Origin of the sequence: Barnesiella sp. ET7 (assembly GCF_024733785.1) — a bacterium.
Lineage (GTDB): Bacteria > Bacteroidota > Bacteroidia > Bacteroidales > Barnesiellaceae > Barnesiella > Barnesiella merdigallinarum.
The window spans coordinates 79,351-98,547 of the sequence record NZ_JANRHM010000012.1 but is presented as its reverse complement, the minus strand read 5'-3'; the positions used below and the strand labels follow the sequence as shown (position 1 = coordinate 98,547).

20 protein-coding genes and 2 tRNA genes are annotated in these 19,197 nt (G+C 52.0%); 16 read left to right on the top strand and 6 right to left on the bottom strand.

Annotation, left to right across the window (positions count from 1 at the left end):
* Positions 1-41: 41 nt before the first annotated feature.
* On the bottom strand, positions 42-935 hold the full coding sequence (locus NW211_RS09235) for a fimbrillin family protein (protein WP_258327639.1): 894 nt from the start codon (positions 933-935) through the stop codon (positions 42-44).
* Positions 936-999: 64 nt separating this feature from the next.
* Complete coding sequence (locus NW211_RS09230; RefSeq protein WP_187119564.1) at positions 1,000-2,784, bottom strand: IdeS/Mac family cysteine endopeptidase; 1,785 nt, start codon at positions 2,782-2,784, stop codon at positions 1,000-1,002.
* Between the two features lie 222 nt (positions 2,785-3,006).
* Here NW211_RS09230 and NW211_RS09225 point away from each other — a divergent pair, with 222 nt between their 5' ends.
* From NW211_RS09225 to NW211_RS09180, 10 genes are all read left to right on the top strand, one after another.
* A complete protein-coding gene (locus tag NW211_RS09225) occupies positions 3,007-3,912 on the top strand; it encodes an IS982 family transposase (protein WP_025277710.1) in 906 nt (301 codons plus the stop codon).
* 200 nt (positions 3,913-4,112) lie between these two features.
* The gene (locus tag NW211_RS09220) at positions 4,113-4,973 is read left to right on the top strand and encodes an AraC family transcriptional regulator (RefSeq protein ID WP_258327638.1); all 861 of its coding nucleotides are present in this window, start codon (positions 4,113-4,115) and stop codon (positions 4,971-4,973) included.
* A 48-nt stretch (positions 4,974-5,021) separates the two neighbouring features.
* Positions 5,022-8,258: a glycoside hydrolase family 2 TIM barrel-domain containing protein gene (locus tag NW211_RS09215; protein ID WP_258327637.1), complete on the top strand. Its 3,237-nt coding sequence runs from the start codon at positions 5,022-5,024 to the stop codon at positions 8,256-8,258.
* Positions 8,259-8,320: 62 nt separating this feature from the next.
* Positions 8,321-8,821, top strand: coding sequence for a hypothetical protein (locus NW211_RS09210; protein WP_087407797.1), 501 nt, complete (start codon positions 8,321-8,323; stop codon positions 8,819-8,821).
* Between the two features lie 39 nt (positions 8,822-8,860).
* Complete coding sequence (locus NW211_RS09205; RefSeq protein ID WP_087407798.1) at positions 8,861-9,133, top strand: hypothetical protein; 273 nt, start codon at positions 8,861-8,863, stop codon at positions 9,131-9,133.
* A complete protein-coding gene (locus NW211_RS09200) occupies positions 9,130-9,411 on the top strand; it encodes a hypothetical protein (protein ID WP_087407799.1) in 282 nt (93 codons plus the stop codon). Before NW211_RS09205 ends, NW211_RS09200 begins: the two co-directional genes overlap by 4 nt.
* Before the next feature lie 42 nt (positions 9,412-9,453).
* Positions 9,454-10,134, top strand: coding sequence for a hypothetical protein (locus NW211_RS09195; protein WP_258327636.1), 681 nt, complete (start codon positions 9,454-9,456; stop codon positions 10,132-10,134).
* Positions 10,135-10,490: 356 nt separating this feature from the next.
* The gene (locus tag NW211_RS09190; RefSeq protein ID WP_258327635.1) at positions 10,491-10,787 is read left to right on the top strand and encodes a PadR family transcriptional regulator; all 297 of its coding nucleotides are present in this window, start codon (positions 10,491-10,493) and stop codon (positions 10,785-10,787) included.
* Positions 10,788-10,840: 53 nt separating this feature from the next.
* On the top strand, positions 10,841-11,377 hold the full coding sequence (locus NW211_RS09185; RefSeq protein ID WP_258327634.1) for a hypothetical protein: 537 nt from the start codon (positions 10,841-10,843) through the stop codon (positions 11,375-11,377).
* Positions 11,378-11,539: 162 nt separating this feature from the next.
* On the top strand, positions 11,540-12,619 hold the full coding sequence (locus NW211_RS09180) for a S9 family peptidase (RefSeq protein WP_258327632.1): 1,080 nt from the start codon (positions 11,540-11,542) through the stop codon (positions 12,617-12,619).
* A 71-nt stretch (positions 12,620-12,690) separates the two neighbouring features.
* On the opposite strand, the gene NW211_RS09175 is transcribed toward NW211_RS09180, so the two are convergent.
* The 4 genes from NW211_RS09175 to NW211_RS09160 all read right to left on the bottom strand — a co-directional run bounded on the left by NW211_RS09175 (position 12,691) and on the right by NW211_RS09160 (position 14,128).
* Positions 12,691-12,763 (bottom strand) — tRNA-Gly (locus NW211_RS09175).
* A 9-nt stretch (positions 12,764-12,772) separates the two neighbouring features.
* A tRNA-Tyr gene (locus tag NW211_RS09170) sits at positions 12,773-12,855 on the bottom strand.
* A gap of 27 nt (positions 12,856-12,882) precedes the next feature.
* A complete protein-coding gene (gene ribH / locus NW211_RS09165) occupies positions 12,883-13,374 on the bottom strand; it encodes a 6,7-dimethyl-8-ribityllumazine synthase (RefSeq protein ID WP_087407801.1) in 492 nt (163 codons plus the stop codon).
* Between the two features lie 82 nt (positions 13,375-13,456).
* Positions 13,457-14,128 (bottom strand): tetratricopeptide repeat protein, encoded by a 672-nt coding sequence (locus tag NW211_RS09160; RefSeq protein WP_087407802.1) that lies wholly within the window; start codon positions 14,126-14,128, stop codon positions 13,457-13,459.
* 254 nt (positions 14,129-14,382) lie between these two features.
* Here NW211_RS09160 and recF point away from each other — a divergent pair, with 254 nt between their 5' ends.
* The 6 genes from recF to NW211_RS09130 all read left to right on the top strand — a co-directional run bounded on the left by recF (position 14,383) and on the right by NW211_RS09130 (position 19,193).
* Positions 14,383-15,489 (top strand): DNA replication/repair protein RecF, encoded by a 1,107-nt coding sequence (gene recF / locus NW211_RS09155; RefSeq protein WP_258327640.1) that lies wholly within the window; start codon positions 14,383-14,385, stop codon positions 15,487-15,489.
* The gene (locus NW211_RS09150) at positions 15,486-15,776 is read left to right on the top strand and encodes a DUF721 domain-containing protein (protein WP_087407803.1); all 291 of its coding nucleotides are present in this window, start codon (positions 15,486-15,488) and stop codon (positions 15,774-15,776) included. Before recF ends, NW211_RS09150 begins: the two co-directional genes overlap by 4 nt.
* 10 nt (positions 15,777-15,786) lie before the next feature.
* Positions 15,787-16,230 (top strand): thioesterase family protein, encoded by a 444-nt coding sequence (locus NW211_RS09145; protein WP_087407804.1) that lies wholly within the window; start codon positions 15,787-15,789, stop codon positions 16,228-16,230.
* Positions 16,231-16,480: 250 nt separating this feature from the next.
* Complete coding sequence (locus tag NW211_RS09140) at positions 16,481-17,098, top strand: SIS domain-containing protein (RefSeq protein ID WP_087407805.1); 618 nt, start codon at positions 16,481-16,483, stop codon at positions 17,096-17,098.
* 13 nt (positions 17,099-17,111) lie between these two features.
* Positions 17,112-18,056 carry a carbohydrate kinase gene (locus tag NW211_RS09135; protein WP_258327631.1) on the top strand — a complete coding sequence of 315 codons (945 nt, stop codon included), beginning with the start codon at positions 17,112-17,114 and terminating at the stop codon, positions 18,054-18,056.
* Between the two features lie 84 nt (positions 18,057-18,140).
* Positions 18,141-19,193, top strand: coding sequence for a tyrosine-protein phosphatase (locus NW211_RS09130; RefSeq protein ID WP_087407807.1), 1,053 nt, complete (start codon positions 18,141-18,143; stop codon positions 19,191-19,193).
* Positions 19,194-19,197: the final 4 nt, after the last annotated feature.

The following is a 19,197-nucleotide window of genomic DNA, read 5'->3' as shown; positions in this document are numbered from 1 at the left end:
TGTAGTCCTGTCCATAATCAATGCCTGATGACGGAGGTGATTCAGAAGGATATGCCTCCGTTGACAGTTCCCTGGGACTCCCATCCTATGATCTCCACTCCGTCCATTCTGATGTCCGAAGAAATCTCAAGCCGCACCGTCAGCATTTTGCCTCCTTCAAGCTGACTGAGCGCCTGACCGTCCCCGGTGGTGTCCGGAAGAGTGAACGTCTTTTTCATACCCTGGAAAGAGACCTCTACAGTGACATCGTCTTTCTGCTGCGGAATCAGCATATATGACACGGAATTCCCCTTCTTTTCCATGTATCTTGCCGGACGGGCAGCAGAGCCTGATTCAACTTCGCCCTTGCGCAGATCCACCGTGCATGAGGACATCGCATTGACGGATGTGGCTACCTGCGAAAGATCGGAATCGGAATAAGTGCCGTCAGACACATATTCTATGGCAAGCCTGTGGAAAGCATGAGAGAATTTCAGCTCCACCGCCGACGCCTGGTACGCCACCGGAACAGCCTTGGCAAGCAGAAGATCCGTCTCGCCGTCTGCCGGCATGTCAAAACGGGAACTGCCGTCTGAAACGGCATCCTGATCAGGATAACATCCTGAAAAATACACCGTACCGGAATTATCCGGAAGCTCCAAATCCGACCAGAAAAGTTCCGTTTCTCCCACCGTATAGATCTCGCTTATATCATCAAAGCCCTCTCCTGAAACCGTAAGCCGGAACATGTCTCCGCTTACGAAATTTCCGGAGCCGTCCTGTCCGAGCTGAGGCGACTTCACAATGGGGCCTACGGCAGTCCTTATGTCGATTTTTCCCGTCACTTCATCGCTGCCGCCGTCCCCGCCGGGAAGGACGGATCTGTCGCATGAGACAGCCGCCAGCAGAATCGCCGCAGCATATAGAAAAAATTTATAACTCTTCATAATCATCATAATATCTATGTCAAATAAAATGTCTGCAATCCTGCCGGGCACTGCCCGACATCATTTTTCAGCTTCAGTCGTCTGTGCGCACTTCCGGAAAGGCGTTCCGCCATACGTCACGCATAAGATCCATCGTAGTCACTCCGACTATCGCATACGATGTACCCTCCCCGATCAATATCTTGAATCCGCTGCCCTCATTGTAGGTGATCTTCTTGCGGATCAGGCGATGCCTCTGGAACGGAGTGCTGCTGCCTGTGACCTGAAAATTATAATAGTCGTTGTTGTCGACATAATATACGGCCGAGATATATCCTTCATCATCGAATTCGACACCATAGAGAGCCATGACATGCGTCAGTCCGTGTGAGCGTATGAATCCGAGTCCGCGGTCATTCTCAAGGGCGTCTTTTATGAGCTCGTTGAACGTTTCCTTGCTGAAGCCCCCGAAAGAGTCGGCTATCTTCATTCCCTTGAAAACCTCCGTAAAATAGCCTCCGAAGGCATCGTCGTCGAAAGTGTCGTTTAGACCCAATCCGGGAGTGTGGTTGATGAACCAGTTGATGCCGTCCCTCGCATCCCCTCCGCGGTTACGGCTTGCCTCCCTGAAGAAATTGAATATCTCGCTTTTTTCAGTGCCAGAAAATTCAGATGAAGGGCGCGGATATTTCGGGCACACATCTCCATATTTACGGTCATACGCGGCAATATAGTCGCTGTTGATGTTCATCCACCAGTGGAGCATGCATGCCGAAGCGGCCGCCCAGCACATGTTGCTGTCATGATAGCCGGGACGGGAGTTGCTTTCGTCCGGATTGTCCTTGTCGCAGTCATACCAGCGGAAGCCCTCCTGCCAGTTCAGATAGGCTGTTTCAGGATCGCTGTCAAACTTGAACCATACTCCTGAAGGGAAGTTCCACGGATAAAATTTATCCGTATCTGTCAGCACTTTCACGGTCTCCTCATTGTAGTCAGGAGTTTCCGGCGTCTTGACTCCATATACCCAGCATATTTTCCCAGCATAGTCGGGATCAGGCTCCGGCTCCGGCTCTTCCCCGGGGCCGACGCCGCCCTGATTCAGACTCAGGTTCAGCACAGTCTCCTTTCCGCTCTCCAGAAAATCCCTGCCGCCGATTTCCGACGGCGCCTTGAAGGTCGAGGTCTTGCCGCCCGCAGTTATTTCCACCCATCCGTCGGAATAAGGGCCCAGACTGCCCGGGAAAAGTATTGCGGAAAACTTGCCCTGACTCCCTTCCGCTTTTCTGGCATCTATTCTCACCTTTTCACCGGACGGATCATTCAGACTTCCGCTATAGATTGAAAGCGACCCCTCGGTCTCATTGAGGACCTTTACTGAAAGGTCTTCGGGCAATGTACCGTCAGAGCCCGTAATGTTTATGACAAGCCTGTGCATGGCATGCCTGAAAGGGAATTCTATCCTGTTGCCTGAAAGCGAGCCAAGATCAATGTCGAGATGGCTCCACAGAAGATCCGATTCCATGTAGCCGTCCCCGCTCTGGTCGGTCTGCACCTTATGGCGGTGCACGTTTGACCCGATGCCTTCAGCCTCCGATACAGGATAATATGCGGAAAGCCTGGCCGTGCCGGATCCCAGGTCGCTCTTCTTCAGCGCCGGAGTCCACCTGCCGTTCTCAAGAGTGAGAATGACATGCCTGGAAGGACTGCCGTATATATACAACCCGACCTTGTCCCCTTCCGTAAAAGTTCCGCTCCCGTCTTCATCCACATCCGCCTTCACTGATGGCATATCCTGCGTATCATCAACAAAACCGTTTTTGGTGAATGCCAGTTCAATGAATCCGTCATCCTGTACGGAAACAGGCTCCTCCGTCTTCATGCAGGCCGGCAAGAAAAGAAGAAAAGCAGCGGCTGCTGTAAACGCACGCATTGCGGAAGCCGCATTACCACACATAAACATTGTCATATAATTGGTCAAAAGACTGCAAATTTAACGTGAGTTCGATATAAAGACTGAAATTATCAGTTTGAAAATTAGGAACATAGCGATAAAAGCATTAAATTTATAGTGCTCAATTATAACATTTAAGCGACTACCACTATGTTCTCAGAGGCTAAAGTTACGGAGATTTTTTGTATGGCGGATGATTTTTGCAAAGAATTTGCCAAAACACAGGAAAAATATATGGTTGAAGACAAGAATCATAAGCATCGGAATAAGCCGAACCGGATGAGTGATGCGGAAATCATGGTCATCCTAGTCCTGTTCCACTCGGGAGGCTTCAGATGTTTCAAGCATTACTACAAAGAATATGTATGCAAACATCTGACGCATCTCTTTCCCAGACGTGTGTCCTATAACCGTTTTGTAGAACTGGAAAAGGAAGTCCTGCTGCAGCTGACCATTTTCATCAAGGAAGTCCTGTTGGGTACTTGTACCGGTATCAGCTTTGTGGATTCCACACCGCTGCGTGTATGCCGAAACCAACGCATATTGATTCACAAGACTTTTAAGGGTCTCGCCGAACGTGGAAAATGCTCCATGGGATGGTTCTTCGGGTTTAAGCTTCACCTGATCATCAACGATAAGGGTGAAATTCTCAATTTCATGTTTACTCCGGGAAATGTGGATGACCGTGAACCGCTGAAACAGACAAAGTTCCTGAAGAACATCAAGGGCAAACTGTGTGCGGACAAGGGGTATATCGGGCAAACCTTGTTCGAGAACCTATTTCTTAACGGCATACAGTTGATAACCAAAGTGAAGAACAACATGAAGAACTCCCTGATGAGCATAGCGGACAAAATCCTGCTGAGAAAACGTGCTTTGATTGAAACAGTCAATGACGAGTTAAAGAACATCGCCCAGATTGAACACTCCAGACACCGTTCCTTCAATAACTTTATTGCCAACTCGCTCTCTGCCATAGCTGCATACTGCTTCTTTGAAAAGAAGCCCGCCATTGACGTACGTTTTGTCAAAGACGGACAACTCACGATGTTTTAATTTATATCGAACTCACGTTAAAGTATATTATAATCAACCATATATCGGGCATCGATTGTTGTGTCACTAGAAGATAATTTTTACCTTTGTAAAGCTTTGGAAGTGGTTTGCACCCTACTAAAATGAGAAAATATAGCTTTTATTTGCCTCAGCTTCCTACATTCATTACCTTTGTCTCAATTGCTGTATGAACGATTGATATGCAAACAACTCAATACCCTGTTGATCCTAATCACAATTTTCTTCAAAAGCAAGACCTCATTCCCATCTCGTTCGATGAGCTTGTCGCCAACGACGATGCCAACCTCTGCATAGCACCCGACCAACTTACCATTATCTTGTGTACCGGGGGGCGCAAAGAGCTGCAAATCAACTTTGCCGACTATACACTCACGCCGGGCAGCCTTGCGTTTATCTATCCCAACTCGATGTGGCGACCGCTGGCAACGAGCAGCGATTTCGAGGCGCACTATTTTTCTATCCAGGGGACTTCGGCCAAGGAGTGGAACGCCTTTATCGACCTCGATACGGTATTCTCGCTCAGCTCCTACATCGCCAAGCATCCCCACACCCAGCTTTCGCTCGACGAGACTCAGGTGATGACACAGTACTTGAACCTGCTGAAAAGTCGCTACGAAGCGAATGCACAAGCCATCATCATACGCTTCATTCTCTCGGCCTTTACGCTGGAGCTGAACCGAATATTCACCGCCCGGGAGAAGAGCGACCGCTCCAAAATATCGCGACAGGAAGATATTTTGTGGAAATTTCTCACGCTGCTCAAGCAGTATCACAAGGAGGAGCGCACGGTCAACTTCTACGCCGACAAGATGTGCATATCGCCCAAACACCTTTCGTCGGTCATCAAGCAGATGAGCCACAAGACGGCTCACGAAATCATTGCCGACTTTGTGACCATGACCGCCAAACGGCTGTTGAAGACCACGACGATGAGTATTCAGGAGATTTCCGACGAACTGAACTTTGCCAACCAGTCGTTTTTCGGCAAGTTTTTCAAACAGAATACAGGCCAATCGCCCTCGGCATACCGCCGCAAATAACGGCACAACCATCGATCATCATTCACAAGAAAACAGATAACTATCCACATGAAGAACATGGCATTATTTCTATCGGCTATCTTCCTGCTATCAGGCTCGATCCGGGCTCAAGAGCAGCAGAATCGGTTTGCCGAACTTACCAACCCCCGGCTGATCGACATCAACAAGCTGCCGCCGCACGCTGCGTTTACGACATATCACAGCGCAGCCTCGGCTCTGGCCGGCGAACGGGAACGGGGCAGCGACTACCTGTCGCTGAACGGCACTTGGAAATTCCACTATACCGAACAGTTCCGTGAACGCCCCACCGACTTCATGCAACCCGGCTACGACACAACCGGGTGGAACACCATCGAAGTGCCGGGCAACTGGGAGTTGCAGGGATTCGGCGACCCCATCTATGTCAACATCGGCTACGAGTTCATTTCGCCGGGCTTCCCGCAATATCTGCAAGCTCCCAATCCGCCTATGGTGCCCGAGGCCTGGAACCCGACGGGGAGCTATCTGCGCACCTTCGACCTCCCCGCCTCATGGCAGGGAAAACGCATCGTCCTCTGTGCCGAGGCGGTGAAAGGGGCCGCCTACTTCTACCTCAACGGCGAGTTCATAGGCCTGTCGAAAACGGGCAAGGTACCGGCAGAGTTCGATATTACCGCTCAGGTTCGCTCCGGTACGAACACGCTGGCCGTACAGATGCACCGCTTCTCCGATGCCAACTACTTCGAGGGGCAGGACTTCTGGCGCCTCACCGGCTTCGAGCGCGACGTCTACCTCTATGCCCAACCGCAAACCCGGGTGGCCGACTTCGAGGTGCAGTCGTCTCTCGACGAGTCGTACACCGACGGAGTGTTCCACCTTGGCATCGTGCTGCAAAACGACCAGACGAGCGCGCAACCGATGACCGTCGCCTACCAGCTGACCGACCGCTCGACCGGCAAGCCGCAAATCGTGGCCCAGGGCGAACAGACCATTACTCTCGACGCCTGCAACTCGAACTGCGTCAAGTTCGACGCCACCATCGACCGCGTCAAGGCCTGGACCGCCGAGACGCCTCACCTCTACGACCTGCTCATCTCGACCCGCAACAGCCACGGCGAAAACTGCGAATACATTCCCGCCCGGGTCGGGTTCCGTACAGTCGAAATCAAAAACAGACAACTGCTCGTCAACGGCAAGCCTGTCCTGCTCAAGGGGGTGAACGTGCACGAGCACGACCCGCTCACCGGCCACTACGTGACCGAAGAGACCATGCTCAAGGACATCGAGCTGTGGAAACAATACAACGTCAATACCCTGCGCACCTGCCACTATCCGCAGCAAAAACGCTTCTACGAACTGTGCGACAAATATGGCTTCTACGTCATCGACGAGGCCAATATCGAAACGCACGGCATGGGCTACGACCGGCGCAAGGGGGGCACGTTGGGCAACAACCCGCTCTACCTGCCGGTACACCTCGACCGTCTGCACGACATGGTCGAGCGCGACAAGAACCACCCTTCGGTCATCATCTGGTCGCTCGGCAACGAGGCGGGCAACGGCTACTGCTTCTACGAGGCCTACCGCTGGCTGAAGCAGCGCGATGCCTCGCGCCCCATTCAGTACGAGCGGGCCGAACTGGAGTGGAATACCGATATCTATTGCCCCATGTACACCTCGCCCGAGGGCATCGAGCGCTATGCCCTCGACCCGGCGTCCGACCGTCCGCTCATCCTCTGCGAGTATGCTCACGCCATGGGTAACAGTCTGGGCAACTTCCAGGACTACTGGGATGTCATCGAAGCCCACGACCTGCTGCAGGGCGGTTGCATCTGGGACTGGGTGGACCAAGGCCTCGAGATGACCAATGCCCAAGGCGAAAAGTTCTGGGCCTACGGCGGCGACTACGGACCCACCGGCACCCCCTCCGACGGCAACTTCTGCATCAACGGCATCGTCTACCCCGACCGCCGCATCAAGCCCCAGACCATCGAGATGGGCAAGGTGTACCAGAATATCAAGTTCCTCAACTTCGACAAAACGGCCGGAACCATCGACGTGAAGAACGAATTTTTCTTCACCCCGCTCGACAAATACGACTTTGTCTATACGGTCAAAGGCAACAGCAAGAGTCTGAAGACCGGCCGGTTCGACCTGTCGCTGCCACCCCGCCAGCAAACGACCGTCGCCCTGAAAGGGCTGCCTGCCATGACCGACGAGGCGGTCGACTACCGCATCGAATTCGAAGCCCGGCAGAAAGAGGCCGAACCCTTTCTGCCCAAAGGCTATGCCATAGCCCGCGAACAGATAGCCGTGAAGCCGGCCGTGAGACCCGTGGCCCAGCCCTCGGGCGAATCGATTGCCCAGACCGAAAAGGGCAACTCGGTCTGCTTCTCGGGCCGGGATTTCGATATCACCTTCGACAAGACTACCGGTCTGATGACCTCCTACCGCTACAAGGGTTGTGAATATCTGCTCGACGGTTTCGGTCCCCGCCCCAGCTTCTGGCGAGCCCCCACCGACAACGACTACGGCTACAACTCGCCCCGCCTGCTGGGTGCCTGGAAAGAGGCCTCGCAACAGGCCCCCGAGGCCCGCTCGTTCACCGTCGAGCCGGGCGATGGCCATACCCTGCGCGTGAGTTGCCTCTACACCTATCCGCAAACCGGGGCCGAGTGGACCATCACCTACACCCTATTGGGTAACGGTGTGGTGAAGGTCGACAACACCCTGCGCCTGACCGACTCGCGGGCGCCCATGATTCCCCGCGTGGGGCTGCGCATGCAGATGCCCGCCTCATTCACCCGCCTCGAATACTACGGCCGTGGCCCGTGGGAGAACTACATCGACCGCCGCTCCAGCTGCTTCGTGGACCGCTATCGAGCCAATATTGCCGACCTCTACGAGCCCTATGTACGACCGCAGGAGAACAACCACCGCACCGATGTGAGCTGGCTGGCCCTCTCGGGAAACCGGGGTAAACTGCTCATCGTAGCCGACTCGCTTGTCGAATTCAATGCCTCGAACCATACGCTCGAGTCGCTCGACAGCGGTGAGACCCGCGACGACGGTCGCCAACGTCCCGAGAATCCCCGTCAACGCCACAACTGCGACCCCAAACCCGAAGCGCTCGTCGACCTCTTTGTCGACTGCCGCATGATGGGTCTGGGTGGCGACGACTCCTGGGGGGCCAAGCCGCACAAGGTCTATCAGATAGACCCGGCCATCCGCAAGATTACCTATGGCTTTACCTTCGTTCCGCTCGGCAAAAGCGCCTCGATAGAGCCGGCCATCAAACAATACTGAAGAATACCGTTCACGCCCGGGCATAGTCCGGGCGTGAACATCAAAAAAAACAACAAACCATTATGTACCGATTTACCCATCTGCTCTTCGCGCTCTCGCTTCTGCTCCTCACCTCGTGCAGCCTGTTCAAAAGTCTCAACCTCACCTCCGACGACGTGACCCGCATCACCTCCGAATGTCTCGACGAAGACTACGACCTGGTCTACTACTCGACCCTGTCGTTGCTCCAGGCCGAACAGTTCACCATCGTCGAAGCCAACAAGGAGAGCGGCATCATACGAGGCATGCAATATTTCGAACGCGACGACGTGGAATGGAATCTGAAAGCCTTTGGCGAAGCCACCGAACGAGAATCGACCGAGGCGGTATTCCTGGTGCTGCCCCTCCCCTCGAAACAGACCGAGGTGAAGCTATCGCTCTACCGCAACGCGCTGATTGTTACCCGCAAAGACGGGCACAACCAGAAACAGGACTCCCGCACCATGCTGCTCACCGAGTCGACCTACGACAAGTGGCTCAACAAGCTGAAGGCCGAAATCAAACGGCGCAAACGCCTTTCGTAAGATACAACAGAAACAACCTTTCAAACCCTCCAAAAACTTATGTCCAATCTATTCGAATTAAACAAATATGAAAACCAGGTAGATACCCTCATCACGGTATGCTTCATTTTGTCGGCCATGAGCACCCTGGCCACCGCCATAGCCTGGATAGGGCTGGCAGCCTGCACCGTGCTGCTCGGCCTGCTGGTCTATTATCCCTTCTGGTGCAAGCGAAACGACGAATCCCTGTTTGTCCCCTGGTGGATTCTCTATTTGCTTTACTGGTGTGTATTTACTTATTGGACCGGTCATGATTTAATCGCTACGTTATGAAAAAGAAAAGCAAGTCGGTTATCCGCCTGAAATATATCGAGCTGATAGCCTTCGTCGAAACCGGGTTTGCCGCCCTCTGCCTCATCGTGGGGCACACATGGCTCATAGCCCTGTCGATAGTCCTGTTTCTGATACCGCTGTGGGGGCTAATCACCCACCGACGCTGGTGCCGGAAGCACAACGAACCCTATGCCAACTGGGAGATGCTCTATACCGTCGTCGCCTGGGCGGTGTATCTGTTTATCATATTGGTCATCTATTTCCACTTCGTTGCATAAGCAGGGAATAGGACCAATCACAAACATCTAAAACACACATCCATGAAAAACCGACTGCTCATAGCAACAGCTATCCTCATTGCCCTGAACGGCATAAGTTGCAAACAGCAAGGCTCCACCACCTCGATCATCGGACAAGGCGACGGCCCTACCGCCATCTATATCGACGAACAGCCCGATTTCCTTTTGCGCAAAGGACTCGACCTCATTCACGAGATGCACGATTTGGCCAACGACTCCAACTACATCAAATATGTTACGACCCATACCGAGATTACTCAACGGGTACGGGAGTTCGCCTCCGGCAACTACCAGTCGGACTACAAAGTATTTGCCATCGACAACCTGAAACCCTTCACAGACTACCTCACCCGGATGGCTCCCGGTCTCGACTCCAAGTTCTACGAGCGGTTGTATCGGAGCATTCCCGCACTCATCAATGCCCAGTCGGGCTCCACGGCCATAGCCGCAACCTCATCGCTCACCGGCGAGGATGTATTCCACAGCAACCAACCCGAAGCTCCTTGCATATACCTCTACAGCTTCAACAAGGGCATCAACTGCCTGGTCTTGTTCATCCCCCAATCGGAGAAAATCGTACAGGCCTACGCCTCGTGGATTATCAACCGGCAACTGGGTCAGGTAAAGAAAGCCGACGACGTAAAAACTTTCTTCAGAACGGTCTTGAACATCCCCGATATAGCTATCGAACAGCTGAAATAGTAGAGATATATCGCGACACGGAATCCTGGGAATAAAACATTTCCCCCCCCTGTACCCATTTGGAGCTCATATCGCGTGCAGGGTGACTGGGAGTAATCGCCCCCGGAGTCATTCCGTGCCACGACGCGGAATCCAGAAATCCCGGCAAAGGGGAGCATCTGCAAACGACACGCTCGCAGCTCCCGCATCAAGCGGGAATGACAGGGTGCAGGCTGACATGTCCAGATTATTCCCCTCCACGATTTTATTCCCTTTTATTTTGTAAATTCAACATAACAATATACTTTTGTATCCGATATACATAGTATTACAATGTATCTAAAAAAATTATGCAGCAAGACAACTTGATAACACAGATGAAGAAAGGGATACTGCCTCTTGTCGTACTCCTAATCATAAGTAAACAAGACAGCTACGGGTATCAGATCTCTTCCGAAATAGAGAAGACACTGGGGTTCGAAGTAGCCGACGGCACCATTTATCCCATCCTGATGAGATTATGTAAAGACCAGGTCATCGAGCCCTACTGGGTACAAAAAGAGAGCGGCATGCCCAGGAAGTACTACAAGATTACAGAGGCCGGGAGAAAATACATGAACGATCTTACGGGCTATTATTTAAATATGACCGAACATATAGCACAACTAATTTAAGTATATACCCCATGAATACAGACTATCAAAACAGCAAACAATATTTACGTTACATGCACGAACTGGAGCATGCCTTCAACGTATTGGATAATGAAACTAAAGCCGACATATTGAACGAATTGGCATCCCACATATACGAAAGCATGTGCATGATGCCCAACACGACTCTGCCGGAAGAGGAGCGTTTAAGCAAAGTTCTGAACAAACTGGGAAACCCGACAAAAATTGCCCAATCGTACATATCCGAAGCGCAGTTAAAAAAAGTCCTGATAAAAGGGAATCCTTTCCAAATCGTCAAATACGCAGGCATCTGTATGCTCCGCACCGGGAAATATCTGATTTCGGGTATCCTGTACTTGTTCGGCATAACCTTCCTCATATTATCGATACTTAAAGTCTTTATACCCGACCACATCGGATTTTTCCACAACCAGGAGCAATTCTTCATCGGATATACTTCGGAGACGGACGCATCCATGAATGACATGCTTGGCTACTGGTTTATCCCCATAAGCCTCATTTTTTCAGGTATTCTGTATGTAACCGGAACGATACTTATAAAAAGAGATATTTCAAAAAAGCAACGATGAAAAAAAAACTTACTACCGATACTTGCCGCGTGGGTATATGCGACAATATCATGTGCACAAGGCATCGACGGGAGCTGGCATGGCAACCTGGACTTTGGCGGGCAAAAATTAGGAATCGTTTTTCATTTCGGTACAGACCAGAACGGCAAACCCTCGGGAACGATGGATGTACCGCAACAGGGCGCGATGAATATGCCGGTCAATCTTTCCCTGCTGACTCAAGACTCCATAAGTCTACACTTACCGGCTATCGGCATGTCATATAGCGGCAAGCTGGTGCAAGATAAAATCAGAGGCGTATTCACCCAGAATGGAGTATCATTTCCCATGAATCTGGAGCCGGGCAATATCGACAAGCCCAACCGCCCGCAAGAGCCGCTACCGCCTTTCGATTATCAAACCGAGGAGGTCTCCTTCACCAACCACCAGGCAAATGCCGTATTCTCGGGTACCTTAACCTACCCGACGGGGTATTCCCCGGAGAAACACGTGCCTGTGGTTCTGATGATCACCGGTAGTGGACCGCAAGACCGCAACGAAGAGGTGTTCGGGCATAAACCCTTCTTGGTGATTGCCGACTACCTGGCCAAAAACGGCATCGCTTCATTGCGCTATGATGACAGAGGTGTGGGCCAATCGACCGGCAACCGTACGGAATGCACCTCAAAAGATTATGCCGAGGATGCAGCCAGCGGACTGCAATGGCTGAAAGAGAGTGGAAAGTTCGGTAAAATCGGCGTATTGGGACACAGCGAGGGCGGCATGATTGCTTTCATGCTGGCCGCCGAAGGTAAAGCCGATTTTGCAGTAAGCCTGGCAGGACCTGGTATAAAAGGAGACACCCTACTGGCCGAGCAGCAAAACGCCGCATTAAGGCTTCACGGTCTACCGGCCAACCAAACGGCACAGAGGGTAAGGGATGAAACAAAAGCTCAACCCGAGAATATTTGGTTGAACTATTTCATAAATTATGACCCGGCTCCAACCATTGCACGCATAACCATTCCCGTGATGGCACTCAATGGCAGCAACGATATGCAAGTTATCCCGCATACCAACCTGAAGGCCATCCAGGAGCTGTTGAAAAAGAAGAATAAAAAGAACCTGTTCAAGGAGTATCCCGGGTTGAACCATCTGTTTCAGCATTGCCAGACCAACAATTCACTGGACTACTATACGATTGAAGAGACCTGCTCAGAAGAGGTTCTTCGAGATATTGCCGATTGGATTAACCAGTTGTAATCACGATTCCCCCAGACGGCAGAAAACAAAAACACCCGGCGGAGCGATTCTCTACCGGGTGTTTTTTGTAGAGCGGAAGACGAGGCTCAAACTCGCGACCCTCAGCTTGGAAGGCTGATGCTCTATCAACTGAGCTACTTCCGCAATTTTGTGTGGGCAAAGATGGATTCGAACCACCGAAGGCGAAAGCCAGCAGATTTACAGTCTGCCCCATTTGGCCACTCTGGAATTTGCCCTGAAAGCGTGTGCAAAGATAATACGCTTTATTTTAATTTGCAAACGAAATCGTGCATTTTTATCGCCGTAACGGCAGCTTCGTCACCTTTATTTCCCAATCGGCCTCCGGCACGGTCGCGCGCCTGCTCCATGTTATCGGTAGTGAGAACCCCGAAAATAAAGGGGATACCGAAGAGGGTATTGAGATGAGTAATGCCCTGCGTCACACTCTGGCACACATAGTCGAAGTGCGGAGTATCGCCGCGCACCACACAGCCGATGGCGATAACGGCATCGGGCTGATAAAACTCGGCCATCTGTTGCGAGGCAAACGTCAGCTCGATGGTACCCGGCACGCGGGCCACAAAGATGTTTTCTTGTTTCACACCGTTGCGTACGAGGGTATCGACAGCCCCTTTCAGCAGGGCATCGGTAATCTCGGCATTCCACTCGGCAGCGGCAATAGCCACCCGCATCTCCGACGCATCGGGCATGCTGTTGGCATCGTAGTCCGATAGATTGTGATAGGCAGTAGCCATAACTATTCCTTCCTTTTTTTCGAAATAAGGCCGCCTTTCTTGCGAGAGACGGCCTTATCGTTATGTGATTAGATAAACTTGATTACTTGCTTTGAGCACGCTCGATGTAGCGTTCGATGCCGCGGGCGTCGTTCGAGGTAGGATATTTGTCCTTAATCTCCTGATAGAGTTTCACGGCAGCCTCTTTGTTACCCAGCTTCTCATACACGGCGGCAGCCTTTTTCAAATAGACGGGGCTGAATACGGCGTTGTCCGAAGCCTTGGCAGCTTTCTCGAAATATTTCACGCTCTCGTCGTATTTCTCCATATCGACCAAGCAGTTGCCGATAGCAGCCATCACGGCAGGAGCCAGAACCGATTCGTCGGCGCTGAATTTCGAGAGGTATTTCTGGGCGTTCTCATATTCGCCTTTTTCGTAGTAGGCCAGACCCAGATAGGCGTTTGCCAGATTGCCGGCAGCCGTCGAGCCATATTGATCGACGATAGCCAAGAGGCCGTCGAATTTTTCATTACCGTTGATTGCCAAGTCGATAGAGTCGTTTTCAAAAGCCATTACAGCCTGATACATAGCAGCTTGTGCCTTGTCTTCGCGGGGCAACAGGTAGAAGTGACGCACACCCAGGATGGCACCGATAACTACCACCACGATAAGCAGACCCCACAAGAGAGGTTTCTGATACTTTTCAACAAACTGTTCCGACATCGAGAGAGCTTCGTTCATTTTCTCAAGCTCGTCTTTTTCTTTTTCTGCCATATTTTTCTTGTCTTTTAATTATTTTTATCCTCATGTTCAATCCCTACGCGGGGAATTGAGTGACAAAAGTAACTTATTTCTTTATATAAATAAAATTTCATCTTCATTTTTTTGTAGTTGAAGCACTAATAGCGCGAGAGAAACTATTTTTTTGCCCCGCGGCGGGAGGAGGGCCGGGCTATTTTGGCAAGGCATTTATGTTCGAAACCGAAAAAATTTGCGTATGTTTGTGGAAACAAAACGACAAACCCGACATGATTCTCTCCCGGCTATCGATAGTCAATTTCAAAAATATCGCCCAGGCAGATTTGCAATTCTCGCCCAACATCAATTGTTTCTTGGGAAACAACGGCATGGGGAAAAGCAATCTGCTGGATGCCATCTATTACCTCTCGTTTTGCAAAAGCTACACCCGCAACCCCGACTCGCAAAACATCCGCCACGGCGAGGAGTTTTTTGTCATACAGGGATACTACGAGCGCAACGGCAACGACGAGGAGCTGTATTGCGGCATCAAGCGCCGGCAAAAGAAGAGTTTCAAGCGCAACAAGAAGGAGTATGACCGGCTGTCGGACCACATCGGGTTTGCCCCGCTGGTGCTCTCGACCCCCTCGGACAACGAACTGATTTTGAGCGGCAGCGAAGAGCGGCGCAAATTTATCGACCAGGTCATCAGCCAGTTCGACAAGCCCTACCTGGGCATCCTCATCCGCTACAACAAGGCGCTGGAACAACGCAACGCGCTGTTGCGGCAGGAGTGCACCGACGAGATGCTCTACGACATCTGGGAGGTGCAGATGGACAGTGCCGCCGCCGAAATCTACGAAAGCCGCCGTCGGTTTCTGCAAGCCTTCATTCCCGTGTTTCGCCGCTTCTATGGCGAGATTGCCTCGCAAAACGAGGTGGCCGACCTCATCTACACCTCGCATCTGGCCGACGGACCGCTGTTGCCCCAACTGAAGGCTACCCGCCAGCGCGACCTGGCCATCGGCTACACCACCCGAGGCATACACCGCGACGACATGGAGATGATGCTGGGCGACTATCCCATGAAGCGCATAGGCTCGCAAGGGCAGTGCAAGACCTACCTGATAGCCTTGCGGCTGGCCCAATACGACTTTTTGCGTGAGCAGGGCGAGACTGTCCCCCTGCTGCTGCTCGACGACATCTTCGACAAGCTCGATGCCGAGCGGGTGAAGCAGATTGTCCGGCTCGTATCGTCCGACCACTTTGGGCAGATATTCATCACCGACACCAACCGCCAGTATCTCGATGAAATCGTGCAGTCGATCGGGTCGCCATACAGCATCTTCTCCGTCACCGACGGAGAGTTCAACCTTTTGGAGGGAAACATGTTATGAAGAAGCAGGAACCACTATCCATCAAAGAGATTATCGCCCAGTTTATTGACGTAAACGACATGGGGCAAAAGCTCGACGAGACCCAGCTCATACGCCTGTGGCCCAAGATTGCCGGCGAAACGGTAAACGCCTACACCCAATCGCTGCAGGTGCGCAACCGCACCCTCTACGTACACCTGTCCTCGGCTGTGCTGCGCAACGAGCTGATGATGCTGCGCAACGAACTGCTGCGCCGCTATACCGAAGAGTTTGGCCACCCGGTCATCGACAATATTGTTTTCAGATAAAATACGATTTATGGAACCTACCGAAACCCCGATATTCCACCACACGCTGCCCCTGCAACTGCGCTTCAACGACGTAGACCTGCTGGGACATGTCAACAACTCGGTCTACTTCGCATTCTACGATCTGGGTAAATCGCGCTACTTCGAAGCGGTCAAGGCCCAGAACATCGACTGGAAGAAGGCCGACGTCGTCATCGCCAACGTCAACGCCGATTTCGTATCGCCCACCTACCCCAGCGAACCTATTGCCGTGCAAACCTGCACCACCGAAATAGGTAACCGCAGTTTCAAATTGTTACAACAGATTGTCAACACCGAAACCGGACAGGTAAAAGGGGTATGCCGCACCGTCATGGTGGGATTCGATGTCAAAGCCGGTACAGCAGCTGCCATCAGCGACGAATGGAAAGAGGCCATCTGCCGATTCGAGGGGAAAGAGCTGCGAAAAAAATAGCCGCTACACCCCGCAAATCCGTCGCCTTTCACTATTTTTGCAGAAAATAGGATGCGGCTCGGCATAGTCAAGTTTGAAAATTTTATTTTCATCGGTCTCTGCTCCCTGCCTTTCACTATTTTTGCAGAAAATAGGATGCGGCTCGGCATAGTCAAGTTTGAAAATTTCATTTTCACTTGCCTCTGCTCTCGCCTTTCACTATTTTTGTAACAATTTTATAGATGATGTCTTAACCCTATCTACTATAAACATGAATTTCAACGAAAAAATACAGGATATCCTGCACAAAGAGGCACAAGCCATTCTCGATATCCCCGTCTCGGACCAGTTTGAAAAAGCAGTCAACCTCATCGTCGAGCAAGTGCACCAGAAGGGCGGCAAGCTCGTAACCAGCGGTATGGGCAAAGCCGGACAGATTGCCATGAACATCGCCACAACCTTCTGCTCAACCGGTATCCCGGCCGTATTCCTCCACCCCAGCGAGGCCCAACACGGCGACTTGGGCATCTTGCAGAAGAACGACCTGATGCTGGTCATCTCTAACTCGGGCAAGACGCGCGAAATACTCGAGTTGCTCCAACTGGCTTCCAACCTGATGCCCGAACTGAAATTCATCGTCATCACCGGCAACAACCAGAGCGAACTCGCCCAGCGGGCCGATGTCTGCCTCTTCACCGGAGCTCCCGGCGAGGTATGCCCCCTCGGGCTCACCCCCACCACATCGACCACACTTATGACCGTCATCGGCGATATACTGGTAGTAGGTGCCATGGAGGCTACCCACTTCGACGTGCATCAGTATGCCCTGCGCCACCACGGCGGCTATCTGGGTACCCGCTCCCGCGAACAAAGTCAGAAAAAAGGTTAACACCCACAATACCATGCGTAAAATCATAGGAATAGGCGAATCCATTCTCGACATTATCTTCCGCAACCAGCAACCCTCGCATGCGGTGCCGGGAGGCTCTACGTTCAACACCCTCATCTCGCTGGGTCGGCTCGGCATTCCAGCCACCTTCATCAGCGAAATCGGGCACGACACAGTGGGCGACATGATTCTCGATTTTATGCAGAAAAACCATGTAGCCACCGAAAACCTCGACATCTTCTGTGACGGGAAGACCCCCATCTCGCTCGCCTTCCTCGACGAAAAGAACGAGGCCCGTTACATGTTTTACAACCAGTTCCCGCAAGAGAGACTCAACTTTGTGTGGCCCCGCATCGAGCAGGACGACATCGTTGTCTTCGGCTCATACTTCGCCCTCAACGTAGCCTTGCGCGACAAGGTGCGCGAGCTCATCGAGTTTGCCAAAGAGCGTAAAGCCATCATTTACTACGATCCCAACTTCCGCAACGCCCACGCCCATGAAGCGGTGAAGCTGATGCCCTCGGTTCTCGAGAATCTCGAATATGCCGACCTGGTAAAAGGTTCGGTCGAAGACTTCAACAACTTGTTTCACCTGACCGAACCGCAGAAAATCTATACCGACCATATCCAGTTCTACTGCCCCAACTTCATCTGTACCCGGGGCAGTGCCGGGGCCGAACTCTTCTGCAATCAGGGGACCCGCCACTTCGAGGCCACACCCGTTACACCCGTGAGTACCATCGGTGCCGGCGACTCGTTCAATGCCGGTATCCTCTTCGGGCTTATCCGACACGAGATTACTCTCGAACGCCTCTACACCCTTACCCCCGATGAGTGGACCCCCATTATCCGATACGGCATGGATTTCGCCTCGGCCGTATGCCAGAGCATGGACAACTACATCGATCCCGATTTTGCATCGGGCTACACAAGCAAAGATAGTACAAATTCCCTATAAATATTCTAAAATAAAACAAACCCACGAACAGCTAACTATCGCATAGTCTTATCTTTGCACTAAATCTTCATCACGGATACAGATATGCGCTATCTACAACTTTGTTCTTTGCTCCTCGCATTGAGTGCCTGCGCTACGCATAGCGCCGACATCGACGTGGCTTGCGAAATCGACCCGCAAAACAACTATTTGTTGAAGTGGGAGACGACTCCGAGAATCGAAGGCGAAGTGCAGATATACCAATCGACCGACCCCGAGCGGTTCGATACCGAAAAGACCCCGATAAAAGTAGCCAGCATTCAAACCGGCTATACTCTTATCCCCGACAGTATCCCCTCGCAGCGTTCCTACTTCCTGCTACGGTTCAACGGGCACGACGACCACATCGTGGGAGCCCGGGCCGAACGGCTGAAATATATCGAAAACTTCAGAGATCTGGGCGGATACACCTCGAAAAACGGCAAGCAATTGCGTTGGGGCAAAATATTCCGTTCGGGTGAATTCAATACCCTCACGGCAAGCAGCATCAACCGGCTCAAAAACATGGGCATAAAAACGCTTATCGACTTCAGAGACAGCGAAGATGTCATCAAGCCCAGCCCCGAGCTCGGGCTCGACAACGTCATCAACCTGCCGGGGGCTCTCCACTATCGGCAGAACCTGCTCCCCCGTCTGCAGAAAGAAGAGTTGCGGCGCGGCGATGCCAACCTCTTCATGCAAGACCTCTATGTAGCCATGGTATCGGGCTCGAAACGGGCCTTCAAGTCGATGTTCAACCAGTTGCTGGTCGAGGACAACTATCCCATCGTGCTCAGTTGTGTCAACGGCAAGGACTACACGGGCTTTGCCGTATCGCTGCTGCTCAGCGCCCTCGACATGCCCGAGGAGGTAATCATGAACGACTACCTGCTCTCCAACCGCTACTTCGACAAACGCCGCACGGCCTTCGACCCGAAAGATTGCTGCGACGGCACCCAGGAGGCCCTCTCGCTCATCCAGACCGCCGACAGCCGCTTCCTCTCCTATGCCCGCGACTATATACGCCAGCAATACGGCTCTATCAACAACTACCTCGAAGAGGAGCTGGGCGTCACTCCCGAAAAGCGGAAACAGCTGAAACAATATCTGTTGCACTGATTTC